Genomic DNA, 23,294 nt, shown 5'->3' on the forward strand with positions numbered 1-23,294 from the left:
CATAGTTAGGAAAAATGAAAAAATCCTGAAAAGATCATGAAAAAATTATGAAAAACGCAGAAACCTAGGGTGTGTCATCAATTAAAGTTTATTTAATATTAAAGTCATTGTAAATTCTAGCTAGGCGCTCCGTATGCATCATAGCTAGGTTATTTAAATAAGGAGCAACGACGCTAGTATTTAGAAGGGCTCAATAGTGAATGAAGGTGAATTGATGACACGCCCTATTTTTTTAGCGGCAAATAAAGAGAAAATTTCGTTTCTTGACGAGGAACGCTGGAAAACTCAATTCGGCCACCGTGTTTTTCCGCCAGGGCTTTGCATATTGCAAGACCTAGTCCAAATCCTCCTGCGCCAGAACCTACAATTCGGTAGAATCTATCAAAAATAAAAGGCGCGTCTTCCTGTAAAATACCATCTCCTGAATTTCTAATATGAAAAATAGCATATTCTATAGATTGTTCTACTTTGATATAAATATCACCTTTTTGCGGTGTATTTTGGAAAGCATTGTTCATCAAATTTTCAATGATTTGTTGTATCCAGATAGAGTTTCCCCAAACAAAAACGGAATCATCCATTGTTTCATGGAGAGTAATATCAGAGTTTCGATGTATTTTACCAATATTGTGTTTCGCACACGCTACAATATCCACCAAGCAAATTTCACAATTATCCAGTTCAATTTCATCACCTTCCGCCTGAGACAGAAGTAATAAACCTTGTATCAAACGATACATACGATCTATTTCATCTAGCGTGCACAATAAAGTTTGTTCATATTCTTCAGGTGTTCTTTTTTTGCGTAGTAAAACTTCAATATCTCCACGCATAATAGTTAAAGGAGTTTTTAATTCATGAGATGCATTACTGGTAAATTTTTGTAATGTGGAAAAAGATTTTTTTAAACGATCGAATAACTTATTCAGCGTAGTGCACAATTGGCCAACTTCATCATTTTTCACAGAGAATTTGAGTTTCTCATCAAAGTTTTTCGTACTAATGCGCGAAGCATCCTCTGCTATTTTGCGAAAAGGGGTTAGAAGTCTAAAGGACAAATGCCAAGAACCTATAACGGAGAACAAGACACTCATAATTACCAGTGCAATTAAAATAATGATCAAACTGTTTAATTGGCTAATTTCATTCGACTGTAGATAAAATGCGCGGATTGTATATTCTCTTGAAAACGGTTTAGATAAAACCAGTACTTTACCGTTTTTAATTTCGACATATTGGTGGAGAGGATACTCCTTATTCTGCCAGGGAATATCATGAGATGAGTATAATAAATTGCCCTTTTTGTACACTTGCAAAATAACAAATTGGGAAAATTGATCCGGTTCATTTTGAGTATGCAAATGAAATTTATCATGTTCATCAAAAAAGTTTCTTATACTTTGTTCAACAATAAAATGAAGAGATTTTTCAATATTTTGACGAACCTGATGACTATACAAAATGTAAAGCACAGTTGAAAAAATACACAGGGTTATCGCCACAAACAATGCAAATGCTATGGTAAACTTAAAACGAATACTTCTATTTGTTCTAAACATCTCTCAATTCCTACAACGGTTGACTTTTTAGCGCTGCGGAGATGGTTTCTTGTTTATAACTAAACTTTACAGGTATATTGACATATTTTCCCCATTCTCGCTCCAAGGAGGGAACTACTCTAATCTGTAATTTATCTCCCAGCAACTGGCAATTCTGATTACCAAAACTTTCATCTTTCGAGCCAATAAAAAACACTCTGTTTTCGCACTTTGCTCTAAACTCTTCCAGCTATTTTTGGTGGTTTTCATAGCCATTTTCTTCAAGGTGAAATTGTTTTTTGAACAGATTTCTACCTCATCGTAAGTCGCGTGTTAACTGATTTTACACTTTGCTAATTTTTGTAACAGTTGTTCAATTTCTGCGGTAAATTTTATGGGATGTTTTTCCAACACTGTGGAGGTAAAATAGGCATACACATCCATTGTTACGCCGTTAAATTCAAACCAAATACACGGTTGTCCCTCTCTCAATCCATGACGACGAGAACGCGAAAGTCCTAAGGACAACAATGTTGTTCCGGCACGCAAAAGGCGATCATAGCCACTTTTACGCATGTTACGCACCATATCTTGCAACAAAACAGTATCGCATTTACAGCGTACATATTCTTCGTTACAAAACCGCTCAATCGAATCCCAACTTTCCATAAATACATTTTCAATAGCTCGGTCACGATCATAGTAATCTGAAAGGGTCGCGGTATGTAACCAGGGAAATTCAGATTGTATTTGTGATGGTGTTGCCTTGTCGCAGACCCATCTTTGTAAAACTTTGGCCAACAACTCATAATCGTTCAGTTGAACATCAAATAACAAATTACCATCGGAGTAAAATGCGGCATATGGGGATGTATCTTCTTTATAAAAATAGACCTTACACAATTGATTGTCCGCTCGAAAATGAAGGGAGTAACCACCACCAACATCACTGTGTATTTTAGAGTTTATGTTGGGAATGTTTGCTTTTATAGAGTGATCAATTTGTGTCAATACATATTGTGAATTTTTCACAGGATCCCCATCAAGTTTAGAGAAATGAATTGGGAGAATTGAGTTTAGCAATAAAAAAAGCCCTTGGAATTCAAGGGCTTTTTTATTTTTTGGTAGTGAAGGAGGGATTTGAACCCCCGACCAATGGATTATGATTCCACTGCTCTACCACTGAGCTACTTCACCTATATTTATTTTGTATGGAAGAATATATCACAAGACCGAACAAAGTCAAGAACATTTTTGTAAATTTTCCAAAAAACTACCTTCTTTTCACATAGAACATCGTAGAGCCAGAGAGCCCAAGTGCAATAGCGCCAGCTATCACAACCCACATTCCGCTAGCGAAAGCCTTGATATTCGCAATATGCGCGTAGCCTAACGTCGCGAGTATGACGCCGGCAAAAAACATATAAATCAATGCACTGAATTTCCCCGCTTTTTCACGCCAGTATTCGACAAATACTACCAGTACAAACGCCAAAATGATGGCAAGGTGTCCAAAGAAAATCCATGAATCTTGTTGTGGGTGGTAGAGATGTTCGATCAATCTTCTATCGTTTTTCATCTGCCAGATTAGGGCTAAGCCTTTGGTCTTTCCTATCCATGGCAAAAACAGTGACGAAAAAATAGTCAAACCCGCGATACATGCCAGCCAATTGCGTTGCCATATACTTTTTTTTGGTTTCTTTCTTTTGGTGCGTTTTGTCTGCGCATTGCGTTTTACAGGTATTTTTGTCGTACGCTTCGTTTCATTGTTTTTTGCTTCTTCGCTCTTTGTTTCCTCATCTGCGCTTTTTGCTTCTTCATCTTTTGGTTCTAGTTGTTCGTTTGTCATTTTTGTTGATCCACGTAATTTTGTAGGATGAGTGCCGCAGCTACGGCGTCAATGATTTTTTTTCTTTTGCTGGGCGACATTCCCAAACGCTTTAGTGAATTTTGTGCTTCCCAGCTACTCAAACGTTCGTCACAAAAATCAATGGGGATATCAAATTTTTCTTGTAGTTCCTGAGCGAACTCTTTGACTTCTTTTACCATTTCACCTTCGGTATTGTCCATATTCTTCGGTAGGCCCATTACTATTTTACTGACATCATTTTCTTCGATAATTTCCGCGAATTCATCAAAGACATTGTTGTTTTTACGTGTAATTACCGTAAGGGGATTGGCGATTCCCAAAGGGCCGCATATGGCAACACCGATGCGACGGCGTCCATAATCAATACCCAATATTTTCGTAAAATTCATCTTCTTTTTCCCAGCTATTGAGAAGTGCCTGTTTGCGCTTTCGTTGTTTGGTATATGCAATAATAGTCAAAATGGCCATTATAGTAAATAGCGAAAAAAGCTGTGTAAAACGCCAAAACCATTTGTATTTTGGGGTAATGGAGTCTATCCAGTTTTTTTCTAGTGTTTGCAGTGGTATGCCGGTTACTTTTTCGACAGCCACTGAAAAGTCTTTCACTTTTCCGTAATGGTGAATGATTTGGGTGATACTAGTTGTTTGATAATTTTTTGCGATGTAAACGGTAATGTCACGCGATTGAACATATGCCAAAGCAGCTTTTTGGGCATTTAAGGGAAAGCCGTCGTTTAGTTCGTGTAAGGGTATGAGTTGGTCCCACACAGCGCTTTCAAATATTTGCGTATTGTGTTGCATGTGCAGTCGTCCGGAAATCCACTCACAAATACCTTCATTAAACCATTGCGGAAGCTGTAAATTGTTTTTTATTTCCCATTGTCCCAGATATAAATGGCAAACTTCGTGTTCTAGTACAGAAGGTAAACTGTTGGAAAATATATCGACATTTTTGTAGTTAATTAAAATGAGACTACGCGACGAAAATGCAACACCTAACGCCCAAGAGGGTAGTTTGTGACCAGAGAGAATATTCATCTCTTTGTTAGATGCACAAATGACAATACGCACATGTTTGGGGGGAGATAGGTGTAGTTTTTTTTCAATATTACTACACGATTTCTCATATATTTTTTGCACGTGAGGAACAATTTTTTGTGCATCTAGTTTGGGGTTTATTTCTATTGATAACTTACCCTGTTGTGCAAAAACAAAGGAAGTTATCAATAAAGAAATAAGCAGAATATTATTTTTTTGCAAAGACATCATCACCGTATTTTATTTCTTTTGCCAGCTCTTCTGCTGTTTGCGCACCGCGCACACTCCAGTTACTGATGGGTTCTTCGTAGTACCCTTGGTCATCTTTTGCGACAACACCTGTACGAATATCCATGGTAAACTCACCATAAGCGCGTTGTACTTTACCAATAAATATAGTTGACCCCATGTATTGCGCAGATTGGTCGTAATAAGCTTTTTCCGTTAATTCCACAGTTTGTTTATCTTTAAACCATTTGTTTTTGGTCGCCTTGGTAATCATCGCTTTTTCTGCCTCTTCCACTAGATCATTGAAATTTAAAATGAGAAGAACAGAATTACTTCCGCCGGCATTTACCGCGGTGTTATCTACCGCGTTGTTCATTGCATCGTTTGTAGAGTCAGCAGCATTGTTCATTGCATCATTTGCGTCATTTGTCGCGTTGTTTAAAGAATCCGCTGCGTCATTCATCGTATTTTCCACATTGCTTTGCCAAGTGTCATTCGCAGCTACGTTATTTGCAGTGTCGTTATTGGCAGAAGTGTCGTTTGCAGAAGCATCGTTTGCAGAAGCATCGTTTGCAGAGGTGTCGCTATTTGCATCGTTTGTCGCATCGCTGTTGTCTGCATCTTGGCTTTCATCGTTTTGTTGCGCGTTGTCGTCAGAACTGTTTTGTGAGGATTGTTCGGTGTCTTGCACATTGTTATTTTCGACATTGTCACTGCTTGAACAGGCAACAACAAGCATTGTCATAAGTAGTATAGCGAGAATTTTTTGCATTCTTTAAGTCTCCAGTATTTATCTACATTTTTAATTTTACATTCAAATAATTGTAGCTTGACATCGTGAAAAGTCAACGAATTTCATACAGTACAATACGTTGGTTTTGTAAAAATATGGTAGGTTTGCGTGAATCGTATTTCTACGATTCACTTAGTTCATTACTTGAGTTTTTTAGAAAATTTATAGATGTCTTTGTGCATAGGTGCAAAAATGTCGTACTCTTCGTTGAATGCTTCTAACTTTTCGTTATCGGTAGCGTCGTCCTTGACGTCAATAAGGCTTGGAGAGTTACTTCCCCATCGACCTGAAATCTTAAAAAGTTCTCCGGCTTCTTTTTTGAACTTTTCCTTACCAAATTTTTTCAAGGTGTTTAATTGCATCCCCATATCGCGAGAGATCGTGTGAACATCTTTGTTGAAAGCGGCGATTTTTTCATCGATTGTTTTCGCCGCTTCAATGTCTGCAATGAATATGTCGGCTTTTTTCACCGTAGCTTTCAGTAAATCTTTCGCATTGGTTACCGCCAGTGTTTTGGCATCGTGTTTTTTCAAAGCAGATTTTTTGGTTGCTAAATTTCCTTTTGCTGTAGCAGCGATCGCTTTTACATATGCGATGAGTACATCCACTGCTTTTTCCTTGTCTTTGTCATCTAATTCTTTTTTCGCTTTTTCCAAAACTTTTAAATACGCTTTGGTTTTTTTACGTAATTTTTTGATAGCAGACTCATACTTTTTGTATGATTTTTTGTTCACGTTACCTTCCATACCATCGTATGCTTTATCCGCGGCCTTTGCTGCTTTGGTGATGCCAGAAGACTTTTTTTTACTGGTCAGTTCTGGCTTTTTTTCACCAGTTAGGTCTTCATACTTTTCTTTTGCATCTTTCCAAGCCTTTGCATATGCTCCAGGTGAGACATTACGGTCTGCCCAAACATTTCCGACTAGCATAATAAGGCAAAAGGTTAAGATTATAGTTGTTTTATACATATAAAATCCTTAAAGATGTGATTTTTTTGGTATTTGACGATTTACACCAATTTTATTATGAGGAAGTAAGCTTTGGGAAACAAGTAAAATGTTGATGGTTTATCCGCCAATGTGATACATTTCTACCTTATTTTTCTTCGTAGTATTGGAGCGCTCTTCCGAATAACGGTCACTGCGCTTTTGCCAAATGTTGCTTAAGTAGTCACGTATATCGTCATCGGATTTTATCAACATTGATTTTACATCATGCCCTTTGGAAGCAAATAAACATGTGTATAATTTACCTTCCGCAGACAAACGCGCGCGTACACAACTACTACAAAATGGTTCGGTCACCGATGAAATAAAATTTATTTCCCCTTCTCCATCTTCATGTACGTAACGACTCGCCACTTCTCCATACTGTAGCCCATGTGCCACTAAGGCATATTTTTCTTGTATTGTTTGCAAAATTTGTTTGGAAGGAACCACGTGGCGCATTTCCCAAGCATTGACATTACCAACATCCATATATTCAATAAAACGTACGATGTAGTGTTTTTTCTTGAAGTACTCCACGATATTTAAAATTTCCATATCGTTGTAGCCTTTTATAACAACCACATTTATTTTGATAGGAAAAAGTTTGGCGTCCTCTGCCGCCGCGATACCTTGTAGCACTCTGTCCAAACTGTACTTACGTCCAATAATTTTTTGGAAATTTTGTTGTTGTAAGCTGTCTAAACTTATGGTAATTCTGTGAAGACCTGCATCCTTGAGATTTTTTGCTTGCCTTGGTAAAAAGTAGCCATTTGTGGTTAGAGATATATCTTCTATTTGCGGAATTTGCGACACAGAAGAAATAAAATGGCAAATATTTTCCCGTAATAAGGGTTCTCCTCCGGTAATTTTTATTTTTCTGACACCTAACGTTGTAAAAATCGAGATTAAACGCACCATTTCATCAAAGGTTAACAGTTGTTTTTTGGGTAAAAATTTATAATTGGCACCGTATTTATCTGTGGGCATACAGTAAGTACAACGAAAATTGCAAGCATCAATCACTGAAATTCTCATGGTGCGAATAGGACGTTGTAGAAGATCTTTTAGCATAAAGAACACCGAGAAAATAAAAATTTTGAACAAGAAATATAAGCCTTAAGGCTACTTTTAATCTGTGCCGTTTGCATAGAGCACAGAAACGCTAGAACTATTTTATACTATTTTACAAACAGCGTCTAGTATTCCGTATATCGGAATTGTGTTATTGAAACAAATTATTGTACAAAACAAAAAGGATACAGTATGGACATACCTACACTTATTGGTATTTTTACTGGGGCACTTGCTGTGTTTATCCCCGCAATGGCCGGTCTTTTTCAATACAGACAATCTATTCAACAACGTCAAGACAACAACTTTCGCTCCGAGATTGAAAAGCTGACGTCCAACAACCAGGAAGAACGTCTGGCCGCCGCGACAAACCTTGGTACTTTTATCATAAAAGGCAACCGTTTTTACAACGAAGCGATTGATATCCTCATCAATCGCACTTCTGTAGAACTCGACTACAATGTAATGGGTGCGATGGTTGCCAGTTTGCGTCGCGTAGAAAAAAGTGAATTTCGCACCATTGTCCAGAAACTACTCGACATAGATCGCAACTTTTTTATTCGACGTTATCCTTTAAAAAAGTGGCGTGATCAGGCAGATAAAGACTTGCAACAAGTGGAAAACAACTTCAAACAAATCGAAGAACTCAATACCAAGACACCAATGGAAGTGTACAACACCATGTTGCAAAACTTCAAAAAAGAGATGGGCAACAAATGGGAAGTGTTCTTACAACGTGAAAAAGATTTCCAGGAATTGGGGATGCACACTCAGGCGATTACCGACTTTATCTCTTCTTTTTTGTGTATTGTCTCCAAAAAAGTTGCGATCACAGGCTTAGAGTTCAATCAAAATAGTTTGAACAATGCGGTGATGGAAAGTGCCAATCTACACAAATGTATCATCAAAGCTTCGGCATTCTCCGCAAGTCAAATTAAAGCGACACAGATTACCGAAACTTCGATATTCAACACCGTATTCACATTTTCAGGTCTGTCCGGCAGTGCTTTTCGCAACTGCCCGATCACCTCTTCACTTTTTGATCAAACCAACTTAAGTAGTGTCAACTTCCAAGGTTCGGAATTCCACGATGTGTTCTTTGTGGGATCTGACTTATTAGGGGCAAATTTTCGCGGTACAAAAGGATTAAAAGTCGAGTACTTTTATAAAGCACGTAATCTAGATAGAGCTATCTTCGACAAAGCGTTTGCCAAAGAGTTACAGCAAAAATTACCCACCATAGACGAAAAAGCGTTCTCGCAATCGGTAAATGCCTCTTCTTTGACCAACCAACGAGTAGATGCACTATTCTTAACGCTAAAAGAACTCAAAGATAAGGGTCTATAAAATCACAAAACAAGAACATTTTAAAAACATTTTGAGATTCATTTAGAAAAAATTGTAAGATTTACTGCAAAAAGAAAAAAAATGTGGTAAGCTATTAGATCGTGTTGTCAATCTACTATTCTATGAGCAATTTCGGGTACTAGCAACAGTTAGTCGAAAGAACTACTAGAAAATAATGATGACTTGATTTATTCACAACCCACTAGTTCTCATTAACTCGAAAGGAATGCAATGAGATTATTGGTACTTTGTATTTTGTTTGTTTTCGCTAGCGCGGGTTTTTCTGAAAACCTTTATGTGAAATCCAAAAGCGCTAAACTGCGAAAGCATCCAAGGAAAAAAAAGACAGCTGCTAAAGCAAAACGCGGTGATGCACTAGAAAAAGTAAAAAAAGTTCGCAAGTGGATCCGCGTCAAATACAAGGGGAAAAAGTTATGGGTATACAAAGGTAAAGTATCCAAGAAAGCGCCGAAAAGTGACAAAAGTCTCCTTACAGCGAATTATGCGGACAATGTTGCAACTGGTAACGCAGTTCGTGGTTTAAGTAAAGTGGCGATTAAATTTTCTTCTAGTCAAAGTGTTTCCGAAAAACACCAAAAGTTTATGGACTATCATCAGTCTTTCATCACCACAGACAAGGCTGATTTTGCTTCTCAACCTACGTCGCGTGGTGTTAACTTAGAAAAAATAACATCGGAGATGTTAGATAAATTTCAAGAAGATGGTAATATTGGGGCCTATGCTGATCCGGGAGATGAAGAATTTGAAGAAGAATAAACAATTTATAACAATTACATGTGCAATAGCTATCTTATTTGTCGTCGCTTGTGAATCCATGAAAAAAAACATGGACAGCGCACTAAACAGTAGCTTGGCAAGAAAAGCGGGCGTTGATAGTACCACTGCAAGACAAGCTTCAGGAGCCGCAGATGTTGCGACTGGTCTTGCAAAAGCGGTTACTTCCGCCATTAGCCAAATGTCTTATGAAGACGAGAGAATACTAGGTGAAACTGTCGGTGTTCAGCTATACGCAACACGAGATTTTGGCGAACCTATCAATAACAAAGAACTAATGCTGTACATGAACACACTGGTAAATGTTCTCGCTCAAAATAGTTCTCGCCCTGATATTCCTTACTATGTGGCAGTCATAGATACTGACAGAAAAAATGCGTATGCCGTTCCTGGAGGTTTTATTTTTATCACCTCTGGTCTTATATTGACTTTACAGAATGAAGCACAGCTTGCGGTTGTTCTAGGTCACGAAATTGCTCATATCGCAAAAAGACATACCTTAAACGAAATGAAAAACTCAAAGACACTCGGAGGTCTTGTGGAAGCTGGTGGTGGCGCTCTGAAAGCTTCGTCCTTTGGAAGTCCATCACAATTTGCAAGCTTTAGCGGTTTTATCAAAGATCTAAGCAATAACATTTTTACCCATTCACTTCCGAAAGAAACAGAATTAGAAGCGGATGCGGAAGGTATTCGTTATGCATACGATACAGGCTACGACCCAAAAGCAATGCTTGGCGTTTTCGATATCATAAGTGAAAAAGATTCACAAGTAAATGGTGATCACGTCACAACAGCAGAACGACGAGAAGCTTTCAACCAACTAATGCAAGAAGAAAAATTTCAAGGTGATGCAAGCGGTGTTATGGAAACTGGCCGTTTACAACAAGCAAAACAATGGATTCAAAGCGGTAACGCTGGCTGGTAATCTTACATTTCAATAATGAATATTTGGCGATCATTGCCAAATATTCATTTTATAACGCCTCATTCGTCCCAAAATTTCTCCACGTTTCACCCATTTCACCATTTATTTCAACAACACTATTTCAAAACAGACGGGAAAACGACAGGTACCTGACAATTATCCGACGAAAAAACGTCTATTTGTTATTTCAGATATACAAACATAGCTAAATAGGAATAGTTTAGTCTCATTTCCAATAACTTTTCAGAGCTTTCTCTCAAGAAAAAAAATTCCCCTCTTAGATCAGTATTTACTAACCTAAAAGAATATCCACAAATAAAAACGCATAACATTTACAAAAAAAAATATAAAAAAAAAGTCATTTGGTATGGTATTTGTTCTTATACACGAGCAGCAACAAACGAAACGCAACTAAATGCAAAATTATAAAAGTAAAGTAACAAGGGATGAGCAGTTTTCAAAAACTGGTAAGTTGCTTTACAAGAAACAATGCAGGATGAATAAGTCGTAAAATGGTCCAGGGATGAGCAATTTTTTAGAAGTGGCCACACACTAAGTTGCTTCTAAAAAATTGTTGGACCATTTTACAAAGAACAATGCAGGAATAACCGTAGAACAAACCAGGGATGAGCGATTTGAGTTAAAATTGTGAGTTTTGTTTTACAAGAAGTATAGCTAAGAACAATGCAGGATGAGTAATATTATCAATCCGAGAGGATGATAAGTTTATTTGTGTATAAAGTACTCCAAAAAAAAAGAGCACTAGGGTTAGTGCTCTTTTTGTTTTTACCCACCTATTTTTTCATACGAATTTCAAAAACAGTGTCATTCCACAACAAATCAATCTCTTTTCCAATAGCCAAAAACTTACCTATTTTCGGATATTTCTTAAGTAAAGCAAAATACGCGTCACTTAGATATACAACTCTTTGTTTTTGCGACATATCTTTATTGATGGTTTCACTGTCACACCAAACTCCATTTTTCAAATAAAATGTCTTAAAATCAACGCGACGAATCACTTTTTGGGCATTACCTTTTTTACCTGATAGCTTTTTGTAAGCTGTTTTAGCGTTTTTCATCTCTTTAATATCCTGCGAAGCTTGGACCGCATCTTTACCACTTTCCGATTTCATTGCACGATCAGCTCCGGCATTTCCACGACCAAACCAACCTTCGCGTTGTCTGCGCGGCACAGGCCTTGTTGTTGTAGGGACGCGATTTATTTCATCTTCAACGACAAGATAAGAAGTATACGGTGTTACAATTCCAAATTTTTTCGCGAGGCGAATAACTTCTTTTTTCAGCTCATCGTTTTCACCGTGAAGACGTATTTGGTCTAACAAAAATCCGACTTTGCGTACAGCCCACAAACGCGGCACATGACTATTTTCGGTATTTTCTTCTGGGAAAGATACTTCATAAACAAATTCCTTGTTTTCGCCACCGATCATTCCGCTCACTTTAATTACCTGATCTCCATGTCCGCGAAAACGACCGAGTAAAGTAATGCTTGAGCCTTTGAATAAATCGGGGAATTTGCGTGGATACACTTCGGTAATTCTCAAGTCATCTACAGATGGAAATTGAATTTTGATATCACTTAATACAGGAAAAGAAACTTTATCGACAAAATTAGAAATTTTAATTTCGATATCTTCTTTTGCACTGACATATTCTCTTGTACCGTTATTTTCTTCTGCTAGGCGGTCTAGAAGCTTTGCATTTAGCTGATCTCCAATACCAAAAGAGAATAGACGTAAATTCGACAAATTCGCTTTTTGCACTTTTTTGATAATCTGTTCCGCGTTGGTAACTCCAATAGTTGGTTTTCCGTCTGTCAATAAAATGATCATATAAGGCCGTGAGCTATTTTTTGGAGCCATATCAATAGCATAGGTCAAAGCCTCGTCTAAATTGGTGCCTCCGCGGGCAAAGATTTCTTCATCAACGTAGTCAAGAGCTTGTTTCACGTTAGACTTTGAAGCAGAAATTAATTTATCTTTGTAAGTCGTGGCTTCGGTGGAAAAAGACACAATATTAAAATTATCTTTACCATTTAATTGGTGTAAGCAGTATTGCAAAGCTTTTTTTGCCTGCTCCATTTTGTCACCAACCATTGAGCCAGACGTATCTAGAATATATACAATATCCTTGGCATTGATCTCACTTGCGTCCACTTTTGTTTTCGGAGATAACATCATCAAAAAATGACCTTTTTTACCTTTTTTCGCAAAAGGGATAAAACTAAGGTCTACACGCTTATTTGAATTTGACATATAAAGAACAAAATCACGGTCAGTATTGATATGATTGCCAGAAAAACTAACGCTAGCTGTTTTTCCCTGTTTTTTTATTTTAATGTCGTGAGTAGGTGAAAACACCGACTTAATCGCATTTTGCGCTTCGATTTCGATATTGCATGAAAAATTTTGAATGGTATCATTGTGTCCATTACCTACCGCAGTTAGAGGGTATTCATAACGTACCAAGTTGTTGTCGGCACTAAGAACCTGTTGGTAAGTTAACTTGATCTTGCGACTGCCTCTTGCGGGGAAAGGAAATATGCGCATCTTAAATGTCTCACGCCCAACAAACTCTAAAAGAGCAGGGTCAATCATTTTGCGCACAATGCTCACATACAAATCTTCGGCTTTTTTTGCATCGAGTAACTCGGCAGGCATCTCTTTGCCATTGATCCACAGAGAAAAAGTCCCCACAGACGCACCTTTAGGAAGCGCAAATAAATACGTTCCTTCGAGAACGCGATTATTGGGATTATAGTATTCTGTTTCCAATGTGGTTATCGCAATATTGTTTTTTATCTTGGTGGTAACAGTATGCGTTTTTGCTTGGATAGGCAAAAGAGTTATTGTCGGACGAATCGTCGTGTTAGGTATATTGGGAATTACTCTTGCGTATACTGTAGCGCTAAGTAATGCCACCGCTAAATAAATAACACTCTTTTTCATGATATCTTCCTTTAAAAATGAAGTTTTTATTTTCTTAGAGAAACCCCAGTAAAAAAAAGTTCCCAAAAAAAAACGATCCCGATCCCGATTCCGTTCCCGATCCCGAAAATGAAAAACTTTTTTGGGATCGGGAACGGGATCGGGAATGGGATCGGGATCGAAAAAATTTGATTATTTTTCTAACAATTCACGATACGTATCTTCTTCAAATCCAGCCATTGCCCAAGTCTTTCCCATAAGAACAGGGGCACGTAGTGTACCTGAACGTCCGAGAAACATTTTCAATAAGGTTTCCTGATCGGCTTCTTTCGAAGTTACGCGTTTTACACTTTTGCCTTTTTTTTCCAAGAAGAGCTTCTTGCCTTTCAGCAATTTTATCGTTTGTTCTTCACTAATAGGCTCTTTGCGTACATCGTGATGTTCGATTTCGTTATCCACTTCCGAGAGAAACTCTCTCGCTTTTGCGCATCCGCTTCATTTGCGGTTATAAAAAACTATTTTTGACATAATTCATTCCTATTTTTTCTTTTTAACTTTTGCCCAAGAATCTTTTAAGGTAATCGTGCGATTAAACACTAATTTGTCTGCGGAGGAGTCTTTGTCTACACAAAAATATCCCACGCGTTCAAACTGGTACTTATCTTCGGCCTTTGCATCTTTTACACTTGGTTCCAAATACCCGCTAGTCACCGTCAATGAATTTGGATTCAAATTTTCCTCGATTTCACCCTTTGACGGATTTTCCACAGCAAATAAATGTTCGTACAAACGCACCTCTGCTTCCAGCGCATGTTTTGCAGAAACCCAGTGTATAGTTGCTTTGACCTTGCGGTTGTCCGCAGAACTACCACCTTTTGTCTCGGGATCATATGTGCAATGAACTTCGAGAATCTCACCGTTATCATCTTTGACGACATCCGTACAAGTCACATAGTATCCATACCGCAAACGTACCTCGCGACCAACCGTCATGCGAAAATACTTTTTTGGAGGATTTTCCATGAAGTCATCTTGTTCGATGTATAGCACCTTGGAAAAAGGCACTTGTCTGGTACCATAACTTTCATCGGTCGGGTGATTCGGCGCATCGAGAAGCTCTTCTTTGTCTTCAGGGTAATTGGTAATAACCAGTTTCAGAGGCTTCAATACTCCCATTACCCGCGGTGCAATACTATTCAAGTCTTCGCGGACAAAATAATCTAGTAATGCCATTTCGATGGTGTTTTCGCGTTTCGCAACCCCAACTCTTTCACAAAGATTGCGAATTGCGCGCGCTGTAAATCCCCGGCGACGCATCGCAGCGATTGTCGGCATACGTGGATCGTCCCAACCATCGACAATCTTGTCATTCACCATTCTCGTCATATGGCGTTTTCCCATAATGACATGCGTTAAATTTAACTTGGCAAACTCAATTTGTTGCGGATGGCACTCTGTTCCTATTTCGTCCAAACACCAGTCATACAATGGTCGATGGTTTTCAAATTCCAGTGTACAAATGGAATGGGTAATCCCCTCAATAGCATCGGAAGTGCAGTGTGCATAATCGTACATTGGATAGATACACCACTTGTCTCCTGTACGATGGTGATGTACTTTACGAATACGATACAAAGCTGGATCGCGCATATTTAGGTTTGGCGAAGCCATATCAATTTTCGCACGTAAGATATGCTCACCTTCGGCAAACTCCCCATCGCGCATTTTTTGAAACAATTCGAGATTTTCCTCTACAGATCGATCGCGGTAAGGACTGTTTTTGCCCGGCTCTGTCAATGAACCACGATACTCACGTATTTGTTCGGCATTTAAACTACATACATATGCCTTGCCCTTTTTGATGAGTGTCACGGCATATTCATAGAGTTTTTCAAAATAATCCGATGCGAAAAATTGGTTTTCTCCCCAGTCGCATCCCAGCCACTTGATGTCACGCTTAATTGCTTCGACGTATTCCGTGTCCTCTTTTTCCGGATTGGTGTCATCGAAACGCAAATGAAATGTTCCGCCGTATTCTTCAGCAAGAGTGAAGTTTAAAAAAATGGATTTTGCATGTCCAATATGCAAATAACCATTTGGCTCTGGAGGAAAGCGCGTCACCACCTTGCCATCGTTTTTGTTTTCCGCAATATCTTTTTCAATGATATTTTTAATAAAATGAATTGGTTCTTCCTTTGAATTTTCTTCATTTGCGGAATCGTTAGATTTTTTCATATCTCATGGGCCTTTTTAAATATACAATGTTGGTACTTAAATTTTTTTATCAATTAGGACTGTAATCGTCGCCGTCACGTAAGCCGTAATCGCAATCGTCACCGTAGCCGTAGTCGTCACCGTGACCATGACCGTGACCGATACTGTTTTTCGATCACTAGTATTCTACGATTACAATTATAATTACCGTGACAACCACCGTCATGGTTAGGGCCACGTATTCGAAAAAGACGCCCTAATATGCTTTTACAGAACTATACACTGTTTTTTACGGTTCGCAACAAAAAATAACTATGTCTGAAAATTATTTTATAAAAACTTCGGTGCGAGAACTTGTGGAGTTTGTGTTACGCAGTGGCGATTTACGTCATGTGGTTACACACAAAAGTCGTTTAACAGACGCCATTCATGCACATACATTACTGCAAGAGCAAAGTCCCGAAGGGTATATCCCCGAGGTCAGCCTCAAACACACTTTTATCTCGCAAAATATCCATCTACAAGTCCAAGGCCGCGCCGACGGAATATACACAAACGATGATGGCGTTTTAATTGATGAAATCAAGACGACTTACATTCCCGCAGACGATATACAGGATAATCCTGTGCATTGGGCGCAAGCAAAAATGTACGCTTTCATTTACTCCACGGACAACGATATAGAACAAATTCGGGTACGTCTTACTTATTTTCAGATGGAAACCAATGAATCCCACTATTTCGTGAAGGAATTTTCTTTTTCACAGCTATGTGATTTCGCCCAAGAAATCTCTGAAAAGTATTTTGTGTGGCTACACAAGAAAGTGGCATGGTTGGAAAAACGTCATCACTCCATCTGCACATTGAACTTTCCGTTCCAAAATTTGCGCCGTGGGCAACAACACCTTATAGATACGGTCGTAAACTGTATTGAAGAAGGGACAAAACTTTATGTTCAAGCCCCCACAGGCATTGGAAAAACTATTGCGACACTATACCCGGCAATAAAAAGTATAGAAGACAAAATTTTTTATCTTACCGCAAAAAATACTGGCCATCAAATCCCACAAGAATCTTTGGCACAAATGCGCAAGTGTGGTTTAAAGTGTAAATCCATCGTGATTACCGCAAAAGACAAGATATGTATCTGCGAAACAAAAGACATCAACAACTGCGAATTTACCACAGGATATTTCGATCGCATTAACGACGCCATAAACGATATATTACAACTAGACGACTGGAATGCACAGGTGATTCGTAGCTATGCGCAAAAACATCGTCTATGTCCATATGAATTTTCACTAGAATTGTCCCTGTGGGCAGACTGTGTTATTTGCGATTACAACTATGCTTTTGATCCACGTGTTTACTTGCGACGTTTTTTTCAAGATACCCGTGGCAATTACATTTTTTTAGTTGACGAAGCGCACAACTTAATTGATCGCGCTCGTGTGATGTTTTCCGCACAGATAGAAAAAAAACATGTGCTTGAAGTGCGACGCAGTGTAAAAACACGCTATCCCACCATTGGTAAAAAACTGTACAAGATCAATACGACACTTTTGCAGATGAAAAAAAATGGTGAAGAAAATATCGCGGACGACATACTAGAAGAATTTCTGGAAACCGTTCAGGATGCCTGCAATGAGATCGACCGTTTTATAGGCCAAAAAGACGATATTCCCGCAGAACTCATGGACTTTTATTTTTCATTACTCGCATTCTTACGCGTGGCGACGGAATTCTTAGATGACAATTACCGCGTGCACTTTGAATGCAAAAGTGGTGACTTATACCTATGGTGTATTAACGCCAGCGATTTGTTGGCGAAGTCCTTTGCAAAAGCCACCAGCAGTATACTTTTTTCGGCAACGCTCATTCCCATGGATTACTGCCGCCATTTCTTGGGAGCAGAAGAACAAGATACCTCTCTCAAATTATCTTCACCATTTCCCTTGGCGAACTTAGGGTTATTTACCGCAGCACATATTGATACCTCATATCGTTATCGCGATTTCAGCTATGAGCCCATCGCGGATTACATCGCCGTAGTTTCACAAAGTAAAAAAGGTAACTATTTGGCTTTTTTCCCTTCGTATGTTTATTTATCCAAAGTACTCGAAGTATTTCACGCAAAGTATTCGTTTATCGACACCCTAGAACAACAACGCAACATGAATGACGAAGATCGACAACAATTTTTACAAAATTTTACTCCAAATAACAGCGAATCATTGGTAGGATTTGTGGTATTAGGAGGGATTTTTTCGGAAGGAATTGATTTAGTTGGCGAAAGAATATCAGGTGTCATAAACGTAGGTGTAGGCCTTCCGCAAATTGGCACAAAACGCAATCTAATTCGCGATCATTTTAATGAAAAGGAAGAAAATGGTTTTGCCTACGCATACGCCTACCCAGGAATGAATCGCGTAATGCAAGCAGCCGGTAGAGTAATTCGTACCGAAACAGATGTGGGAGTGGTGCTACTCATTGGACGACGCTTTATTCAACCACTATACCGCGAAACCATGCCAAACCATTGGTACCCTCGCGGCGTGCAAAACCCCCAGCATCTCGAAGCTCTGCTGGAAAGTTTCTGGAAATACCCTCGTGAATAACGATTACTTTTGAAATAATAATTTTTGGCAGGAAAACCTGTTAGAAAAATAGGAGAATAACAAAATGCGTAGTGTACTCACATTTCTAACATTTTGGATTTTGTGTTATCTACCCGCACTCAGTGGAATATTTTTTCGTCCGGGAGAATGGTATCAGCAACTCAACAAACCAACATGGACACCACCGAATTGGCTTTTTGGACCGGTGTGGACCTTGTTGTATTTCTCCATCGCGGTTTCTGGTTTTATGGTGTGGCGTAAAATTGAAAAAGAACAACGTCTAAAGGCTTATTTACCTTTTGCGGCGCATCTAATTCTAAACGCAATATGGTCGTATTTGTTTTTTGGTATCAACGAAGTAGGCTTTGCTTTTGCAGAAATTTGCGTTTTATGGATTACAATTTTGATCAATATTGTGATGTTTGCCAAAATTTTTCGTCCTGCCGCATTTATTTTAATCCCCTACGCTTTGTGGGTAGCTTTTGCCGCAGCACTCAACTTTGCTATTGTCAGCATGAATTAATACAAAAGTGATAGAATTTAGGCATTACATTCTAAATTCTATCGCTTTTTTACTCAATAGACTCTAGCAGTTTTTGCGCTTCTTTCTTGCTTTCTTGTAAGGCATGTGACATATCGACAAAGTCTTCTCGTGAAACAACTTGTTGCAACAGTTCTCTTGCTTCCTCTAGCTCATCGTCTTCTATATGAACTTGCGCTCTCGCGACTAGATTTCCGGCATAATTGGGAGCAATTTCCATTGCCTTTTCAAAGTGTTCTATGGCAAGGTCTAAATCACCAATTCCAAGACTTTCTGGGGCTTGTAGATAAATGTAACCCAGCAGACGGTGTGGCCCTGCATTGGAAAAGCTACCATCGATTTCCGCTGCTTTTTTCCCGGATTTGAGCATTTGCTCTATACGTCCCATTGATGTCAAGGTGTGCAATTGTGAATACAGTCCTAAACAGATCGCTTGGTAGTATAAACACGGTGCAGATTTAGAATCTGCCTGCATCCCTTGCTGGGCGTATTTAATTCCCGCCAACGCAAAGGAATCTTTTTTGTCATTGTCATCTGTAAGGTCATATAGACTGTGGTAGGCACGTGATACACGCCAATACGCATCCGCATAGTACGGATCTTTTTCTATGGCACTTTTTGCCATGGCTATCGATTTTTCTAACGAATCGACGTTGTGTTGTAAATACAACTCATCCACTTGTACCATTAGTTTTTCGATCAATTTTTGTTGTTGCTGTTGTTCTTCTTTACTTTGAAGTGTTTTTTGTGGTAAATTTTCAACACTTACTGGTGTACTACAACAAGCTGTGAAAAATACGGCGCAAACAAAAAGAATAATCGTTTTCATTGTTTTGCCTGTCGTAACTTTGCAAATGCTTTGCTATCTACTTTACCAAAAGAATCGATTTGAAACAGTTGCAATAATTTCTTACCTTGTTCGTCGTCTTGTAGTTTTTGCATGGCTTCCAGTACTTTGGAAGAAGAAGGACCAAAACTCACCACCGGCATTGTCGGAACTGCGGGAGAATTTAATACGATGCGTATTTTTTTACCTTGTTTGTTGAGTAAATGTTGGATACTTTCCGCTTGGAAATTATCAAGTATTACCGCATCCATTTTGCCGCGAAATAATCTTTTGACGTATGAATAAGGCCGGCTGGTCGACTTTGTCGCACTATGATTTTTCCAATTGCTGTTACCGCGAAAAAAAAGATGTGATAGGCAGTCCATTTCATAGAGATGATTACTGGCGACTTTTTTACCTCGCAGTGATTGAAGTGAATTGATTTTCGAATTTTCGGCAACCGCCACCACATAGTTCATTTTGTTTTGTTTTTGGATATAAACTTGTAACTGTAATTGTAAATTAAAGTTTTTGTAATGCTTTAAATAAAAAGCGGTGCTAACTATGCCCAATTGAGGTTTATTTTTATTTATAAACTTCATTGCCGACGATTCGTCATTGAAGTATGTTGCGGTCACTTTTGTTTTTGCCAACTTGGAGAGAGTTTTTGCAAACGTGTCCATGGTTTGTTGTGCTTGTTTTGTCGAAGCAGGTCCACCTGGTTTTATGAGAATAATTTGCTGTGCATTGCAACAGCAAATAACAATAAATATAAAAAATAAATGCATCGCTTTCATCTTTATTCTCTTTTCCCTTGTAATATCCTTAGTATAGCAGGTAACAGTACTACACTGGTGTACAAACAACACATAACTCCGATTACCATCATCATTCCAAGACTACTCAACCCCTGGTAGTCAGCGAAAGACAAACTTCCGAAACCAATGGCTGTTGTCAACGATGTTATCAAAATCGCATGCCCTGTAGATGCGATAATTTTATCAATTTCGTGTTGTTTTTCGCGAAAATATCTATGGGCAATGTGAATACCATGATCAGCACCAATTCCGAATATAAGGGGTAGTGCTACCAAGTTTGCAGGGTTAATGCGAATACCTAAAACATACATAAGCCCGATCATTAAAACCCCTCCACAAACTAGAGGTATAATAGTTAATATTGCAACATACAAACTTTTAAATTCAAATAGTAGTAAAATAAAAATGGCAATGATTGCCATGACCCCTGCTCGTTGATAACCTTCTTTCATTGTTGTCAACGTATCGTAAAAGCCGACAAGTGGGCCCGTTACTTTATGGCTTACTTGGTGTACTTGTTCTACGAATTCGCGAAGATATTTTTCCTCACCTATGTTATTTTTAGGATATATGTATATCGCAGACAAGTTATTTTTTCCAATAAAATGTTCATAAATGGGTTTTGGTAGTTTGTTTATGGAAAAGGGCTTCACATCTATGTATTGTTGTATTTTCTGTGCCGATGCACGAAATTGTTGAAGTAAATGCTGTTGGTAAGACACAATAATCTTTTCATTTTTTGCATAATCTTGTGCCTGTATCTTTTCAATAAGCTCCTCAGTTGCATTCACAATGTCATCTAGAAAATCAAGTAGTTGTTGGTTGTTACCCCCAATACCACTTAGAGCACTCTCTAGGTGAATTTCACATTGGTCTAACAAAGACTCTAACGAATCAATGAGTGATTCCTGGGATATTTTTCCCGAAACTTTATTTGGTTTCCATTCTAAAAAAAGAGGCCGTAGTTTGTCAATGGTCGCCATTTTTTCCTGTTCATCTTTCGGAATCAAATCCGCTATCGACACAACTTTTTCTACAGCGGATAGTTTTTCCAAATCATCTACGATTGTTTTGAGTGAATCTAACTCATTTTTGTCGTGGAGTAATACGGCAAAACGCGAAGAAAAACCATATTTGGTGATTTCTTTCTCTACAGAAACTGCGACAGAGTTCTTTTTCTGCAATTTGAGAAGATCATAATCAAAGTGAGTGTTAAAAATGGCAACGCAACCCAAACCAACGCATATCATCGTAACAGTAACTACGATCTTCGGGTATTGTAAAATACGGTGCACAACACGAATCCACATTGATTTACGCATTTTGTAGGCGCTTTTAGACTTTTTATACGTTGAAGAGAACAATGCTGGCAAAATAAGTAACATGAAGAGTGCGCACAGTAAAATGCCAATCGCCCCGAGAACGCCTAATTGATATGTTCCCTTAAAACCCGAAAAAGAACTAATAAAGAATGCACCCGCAGTGGTAATGGCACTGGTAACAATCGCACGCCCGTTATGTGAAATTGAGGAATGAATTGCCGCATCGTTATCTTTTTCTTCACACAATGCCTCATGATAACTCTGCACAAGGTGAATACCATAGTCAATGCCCAATCCAACTAAAACGGCGGCAAAAACGATAGACACCACATTCAAATACCCGAATAACACAACAGCAAAACCAAAAGTCCACACAACAGCGATCGCCAATACCATGATAGATAGTAACGGCCAAATAAATTTTTGGAAAGAAATGATAAACAGAAACGTTACGCCAAAAAGAGAGAAAAATGTAATAAGTCCCGCGTCCTTAAAAATATCCTGCATCTCATCAACGACAAGTTTTGGTGCTCCGGTATAAGAAATCTCCGCAGTATATTTTTTCGCTTCGCTTTCCAAAATTTCTTTTACAGCATTAAAAAAAACCAAATACTTACGATAGTCATCATCGGTAATGGTCGGATAAATTCTCACCAGTAGGCGATTTTGCGAAAGTATAAAATAGCCATCTTGGTCCATACCAGGCATAGTATCGTAATCGCTTTTGCGATTTTCAGGAAGAGGTGTTTTATGCAGTTTATTTTCCGTAATGGAGAGATGTAAATCGTTGAGTACTTGCTTTATGTAATTTTGCTGCGGGATGTTTCCTTCGGAATTTTTGCGAAAAAAATTGGTCACTTCGCCAAAAAATTGAGACAAATCAGTGGTGTTTGCCAATGCGATGAGTTGTGGACCATCACTTCCTATTTCACCTACATCACTTTTCTTAGCAAAAAGAAGCCCATAGTCGTAAAAGAATTGTTTATCGGTTTTAAACAGCATTCGGCGTACAAGAGGTTTGTCATCGGCGTCGCGTAGAGAGAGTATTTTTTGGTGTGTTGCCTCCACAATTTTGCGGGCATCTGGGGAATCAATAATGACATACAGAGCTTTTAATGCACCAAAGTTATCCGTATATTTTTCATACTCCTGATAGACAGGAGCTTCCTGAAAAACCAACTCAGCATAATCCGTTTTTAGTTCTAACTTAGGAAGCAATGACAATGGCACTATTGAAAGAAAAAGTGCTACTATAATAATTGTGTATGATCGCTTTGTGGTAAATAGTGCTAATCTATTGTAGAACCCTTGCATAATCTCTCCTAAGTTAAATGCTGACAAATTTTGCAAATGATACCATTATTGCTATCATTGGTTCAATAAAAAACACTATTTTTACTTGTATTG

20 protein-coding genes and 1 tRNA gene are annotated in these 23,294 nt (G+C 38.4%); 5 read left to right on the forward strand and 16 right to left on the reverse strand.

The window, feature by feature from the left end; genetic code table 11:
• Positions 1-224: 224 nt before the first annotated feature.
• From UABAM_RS12920 to moaA, 10 genes are all read right to left on the reverse strand, one after another.
• Positions 225-1,559 carry an ATP-binding protein gene (locus UABAM_RS12920; RefSeq protein WP_151968422.1) on the reverse strand — a complete coding sequence of 445 codons (1,335 nt, stop codon included), beginning with the start codon at positions 1,557-1,559 and terminating at the stop codon, positions 225-227.
• Positions 1,560-1,569: 10 nt separating this feature from the next.
• The gene (locus UABAM_RS12925) at positions 1,570-1,755 is read right to left on the reverse strand and encodes a hypothetical protein (protein ID WP_151968423.1); all 186 of its coding nucleotides are present in this window, start codon (positions 1,753-1,755) and stop codon (positions 1,570-1,572) included.
• Between the two features lie 116 nt (positions 1,756-1,871).
• Positions 1,872-2,570, reverse strand: coding sequence for a hypothetical protein (locus UABAM_RS12930; RefSeq protein ID WP_151968424.1), 699 nt, complete (start codon positions 2,568-2,570; stop codon positions 1,872-1,874).
• 90 nt (positions 2,571-2,660) lie between these two features.
• A tRNA-Met gene (locus UABAM_RS12935) sits at positions 2,661-2,735 on the reverse strand.
• A 76-nt stretch (positions 2,736-2,811) separates the two neighbouring features.
• Positions 2,812-3,387 carry a hypothetical protein gene (locus UABAM_RS12940; RefSeq protein WP_151968425.1) on the reverse strand — a complete coding sequence of 192 codons (576 nt, stop codon included), beginning with the start codon at positions 3,385-3,387 and terminating at the stop codon, positions 2,812-2,814.
• The gene (gene ruvX / locus UABAM_RS12945; protein WP_151968426.1) at positions 3,384-3,797 is read right to left on the reverse strand and encodes a Holliday junction resolvase RuvX; all 414 of its coding nucleotides are present in this window, start codon (positions 3,795-3,797) and stop codon (positions 3,384-3,386) included. The genes UABAM_RS12940 and ruvX overlap by 4 nt, the downstream gene beginning before the upstream one ends.
• The gene (locus UABAM_RS12950) at positions 3,769-4,677 is read right to left on the reverse strand and encodes a peptidase MA family metallohydrolase (RefSeq protein WP_151968427.1); all 909 of its coding nucleotides are present in this window, start codon (positions 4,675-4,677) and stop codon (positions 3,769-3,771) included. Before UABAM_RS12950 ends, ruvX begins: the two co-directional genes overlap by 29 nt.
• Entirely contained in the window at positions 4,655-5,446 is a 792-nt protein-coding gene (locus UABAM_RS12955) for a RodZ family helix-turn-helix domain-containing protein (protein WP_151968428.1), read from the reverse strand. Before UABAM_RS12955 ends, UABAM_RS12950 begins: the two co-directional genes overlap by 23 nt.
• A 161-nt stretch (positions 5,447-5,607) precedes the next feature.
• The gene (locus tag UABAM_RS12960; RefSeq protein WP_151968429.1) at positions 5,608-6,435 is read right to left on the reverse strand and encodes a hypothetical protein; all 828 of its coding nucleotides are present in this window, start codon (positions 6,433-6,435) and stop codon (positions 5,608-5,610) included.
• Between the two features lie 99 nt (positions 6,436-6,534).
• A complete protein-coding gene (gene moaA, locus UABAM_RS12965) occupies positions 6,535-7,527 on the reverse strand; it encodes a GTP 3',8-cyclase MoaA (RefSeq protein ID WP_151968430.1) in 993 nt (330 codons plus the stop codon).
• A gap of 192 nt (positions 7,528-7,719) precedes the next feature.
• On the opposite strand from moaA, the gene UABAM_RS12970 reads away from it, so the two are divergent.
• From UABAM_RS12970 to UABAM_RS12980, 3 genes are all read left to right on the forward strand, one after another.
• Complete coding sequence (locus tag UABAM_RS12970) at positions 7,720-8,874, forward strand: pentapeptide repeat-containing protein (protein WP_151968431.1); 1,155 nt, start codon at positions 7,720-7,722, stop codon at positions 8,872-8,874.
• Positions 8,875-9,105: 231 nt separating this feature from the next.
• Entirely contained in the window at positions 9,106-9,651 is a 546-nt protein-coding gene (locus UABAM_RS12975; RefSeq protein ID WP_151968432.1) for a hypothetical protein, read from the forward strand.
• 70 nt (positions 9,652-9,721) lie between these two features.
• Complete coding sequence (locus UABAM_RS12980; protein ID WP_173013289.1) at positions 9,722-10,594, forward strand: M48 family metalloprotease; 873 nt, start codon at positions 9,722-9,724, stop codon at positions 10,592-10,594.
• Positions 10,595-11,388: 794 nt separating this feature from the next.
• Here UABAM_RS12980 and UABAM_RS12985 read toward each other — a convergent pair.
• The 3 genes from UABAM_RS12985 to UABAM_RS12995 all read right to left on the reverse strand — a co-directional run bounded on the left by UABAM_RS12985 (position 11,389) and on the right by UABAM_RS12995 (position 15,780).
• On the reverse strand, positions 11,389-13,566 hold the full coding sequence (locus tag UABAM_RS12985) for a VIT domain-containing protein (RefSeq protein WP_151968434.1): 2,178 nt from the start codon (positions 13,564-13,566) through the stop codon (positions 11,389-11,391).
• 171 nt (positions 13,567-13,737) lie between these two features.
• Positions 13,738-14,004 (reverse strand): hypothetical protein, encoded by a 267-nt coding sequence (locus UABAM_RS12990; RefSeq protein WP_151968435.1) that lies wholly within the window; start codon positions 14,002-14,004, stop codon positions 13,738-13,740.
• A 78-nt stretch (positions 14,005-14,082) separates the two neighbouring features.
• Positions 14,083-15,780, reverse strand: a complete 1,698-nt coding sequence (locus tag UABAM_RS12995) for a glutamine--tRNA ligase/YqeY domain fusion protein (RefSeq protein ID WP_151968436.1) — start codon at positions 15,778-15,780, stop codon at positions 14,083-14,085.
• A gap of 293 nt (positions 15,781-16,073) precedes the next feature.
• On the opposite strand from UABAM_RS12995, the gene UABAM_RS13000 reads away from it, so the two are divergent.
• The gene (locus UABAM_RS13000; RefSeq protein ID WP_151968437.1) at positions 16,074-18,380 is read left to right on the forward strand and encodes an ATP-dependent DNA helicase; all 2,307 of its coding nucleotides are present in this window, start codon (positions 16,074-16,076) and stop codon (positions 18,378-18,380) included.
• 64 nt (positions 18,381-18,444) lie between these two features.
• A complete protein-coding gene (locus tag UABAM_RS13005) occupies positions 18,445-18,903 on the forward strand; it encodes a TspO/MBR family protein (protein WP_151968438.1) in 459 nt (152 codons plus the stop codon).
• 49 nt (positions 18,904-18,952) lie between these two features.
• On the opposite strand, the gene UABAM_RS13010 is transcribed toward UABAM_RS13005, so the two are convergent.
• Genes UABAM_RS13010 through UABAM_RS13020 form a run of 3 tightly spaced genes read right to left on the reverse strand, consistent with a single transcriptional unit; the run spans position 18,953 to position 23,201 of the window.
• Positions 18,953-19,750, reverse strand: a complete 798-nt coding sequence (locus tag UABAM_RS13010) for a tetratricopeptide repeat protein (protein WP_151968439.1) — start codon at positions 19,748-19,750, stop codon at positions 18,953-18,955.
• Positions 19,747-20,544, reverse strand: a complete 798-nt coding sequence (locus tag UABAM_RS13015) for a PhnD/SsuA/transferrin family substrate-binding protein (protein ID WP_151968440.1) — start codon at positions 20,542-20,544, stop codon at positions 19,747-19,749. The genes UABAM_RS13010 and UABAM_RS13015 overlap by 4 nt, the downstream gene beginning before the upstream one ends.
• A 2-nt stretch (positions 20,545-20,546) precedes the next feature.
• Positions 20,547-23,201 (reverse strand): MMPL family transporter, encoded by a 2,655-nt coding sequence (locus tag UABAM_RS13020; protein ID WP_151968441.1) that lies wholly within the window; start codon positions 23,199-23,201, stop codon positions 20,547-20,549.
• Between the last annotated feature and the right edge of the window lie 93 nt (positions 23,202-23,294).

The sequence above is a fragment of the Candidatus Uabimicrobium amorphum genome, from assembly GCF_009002475.1.
In the GTDB taxonomy this organism is placed as follows: Bacteria; Planctomycetota; Uabimicrobiia; order Uabimicrobiales; family Uabimicrobiaceae; genus Uabimicrobium; species Uabimicrobium amorphum.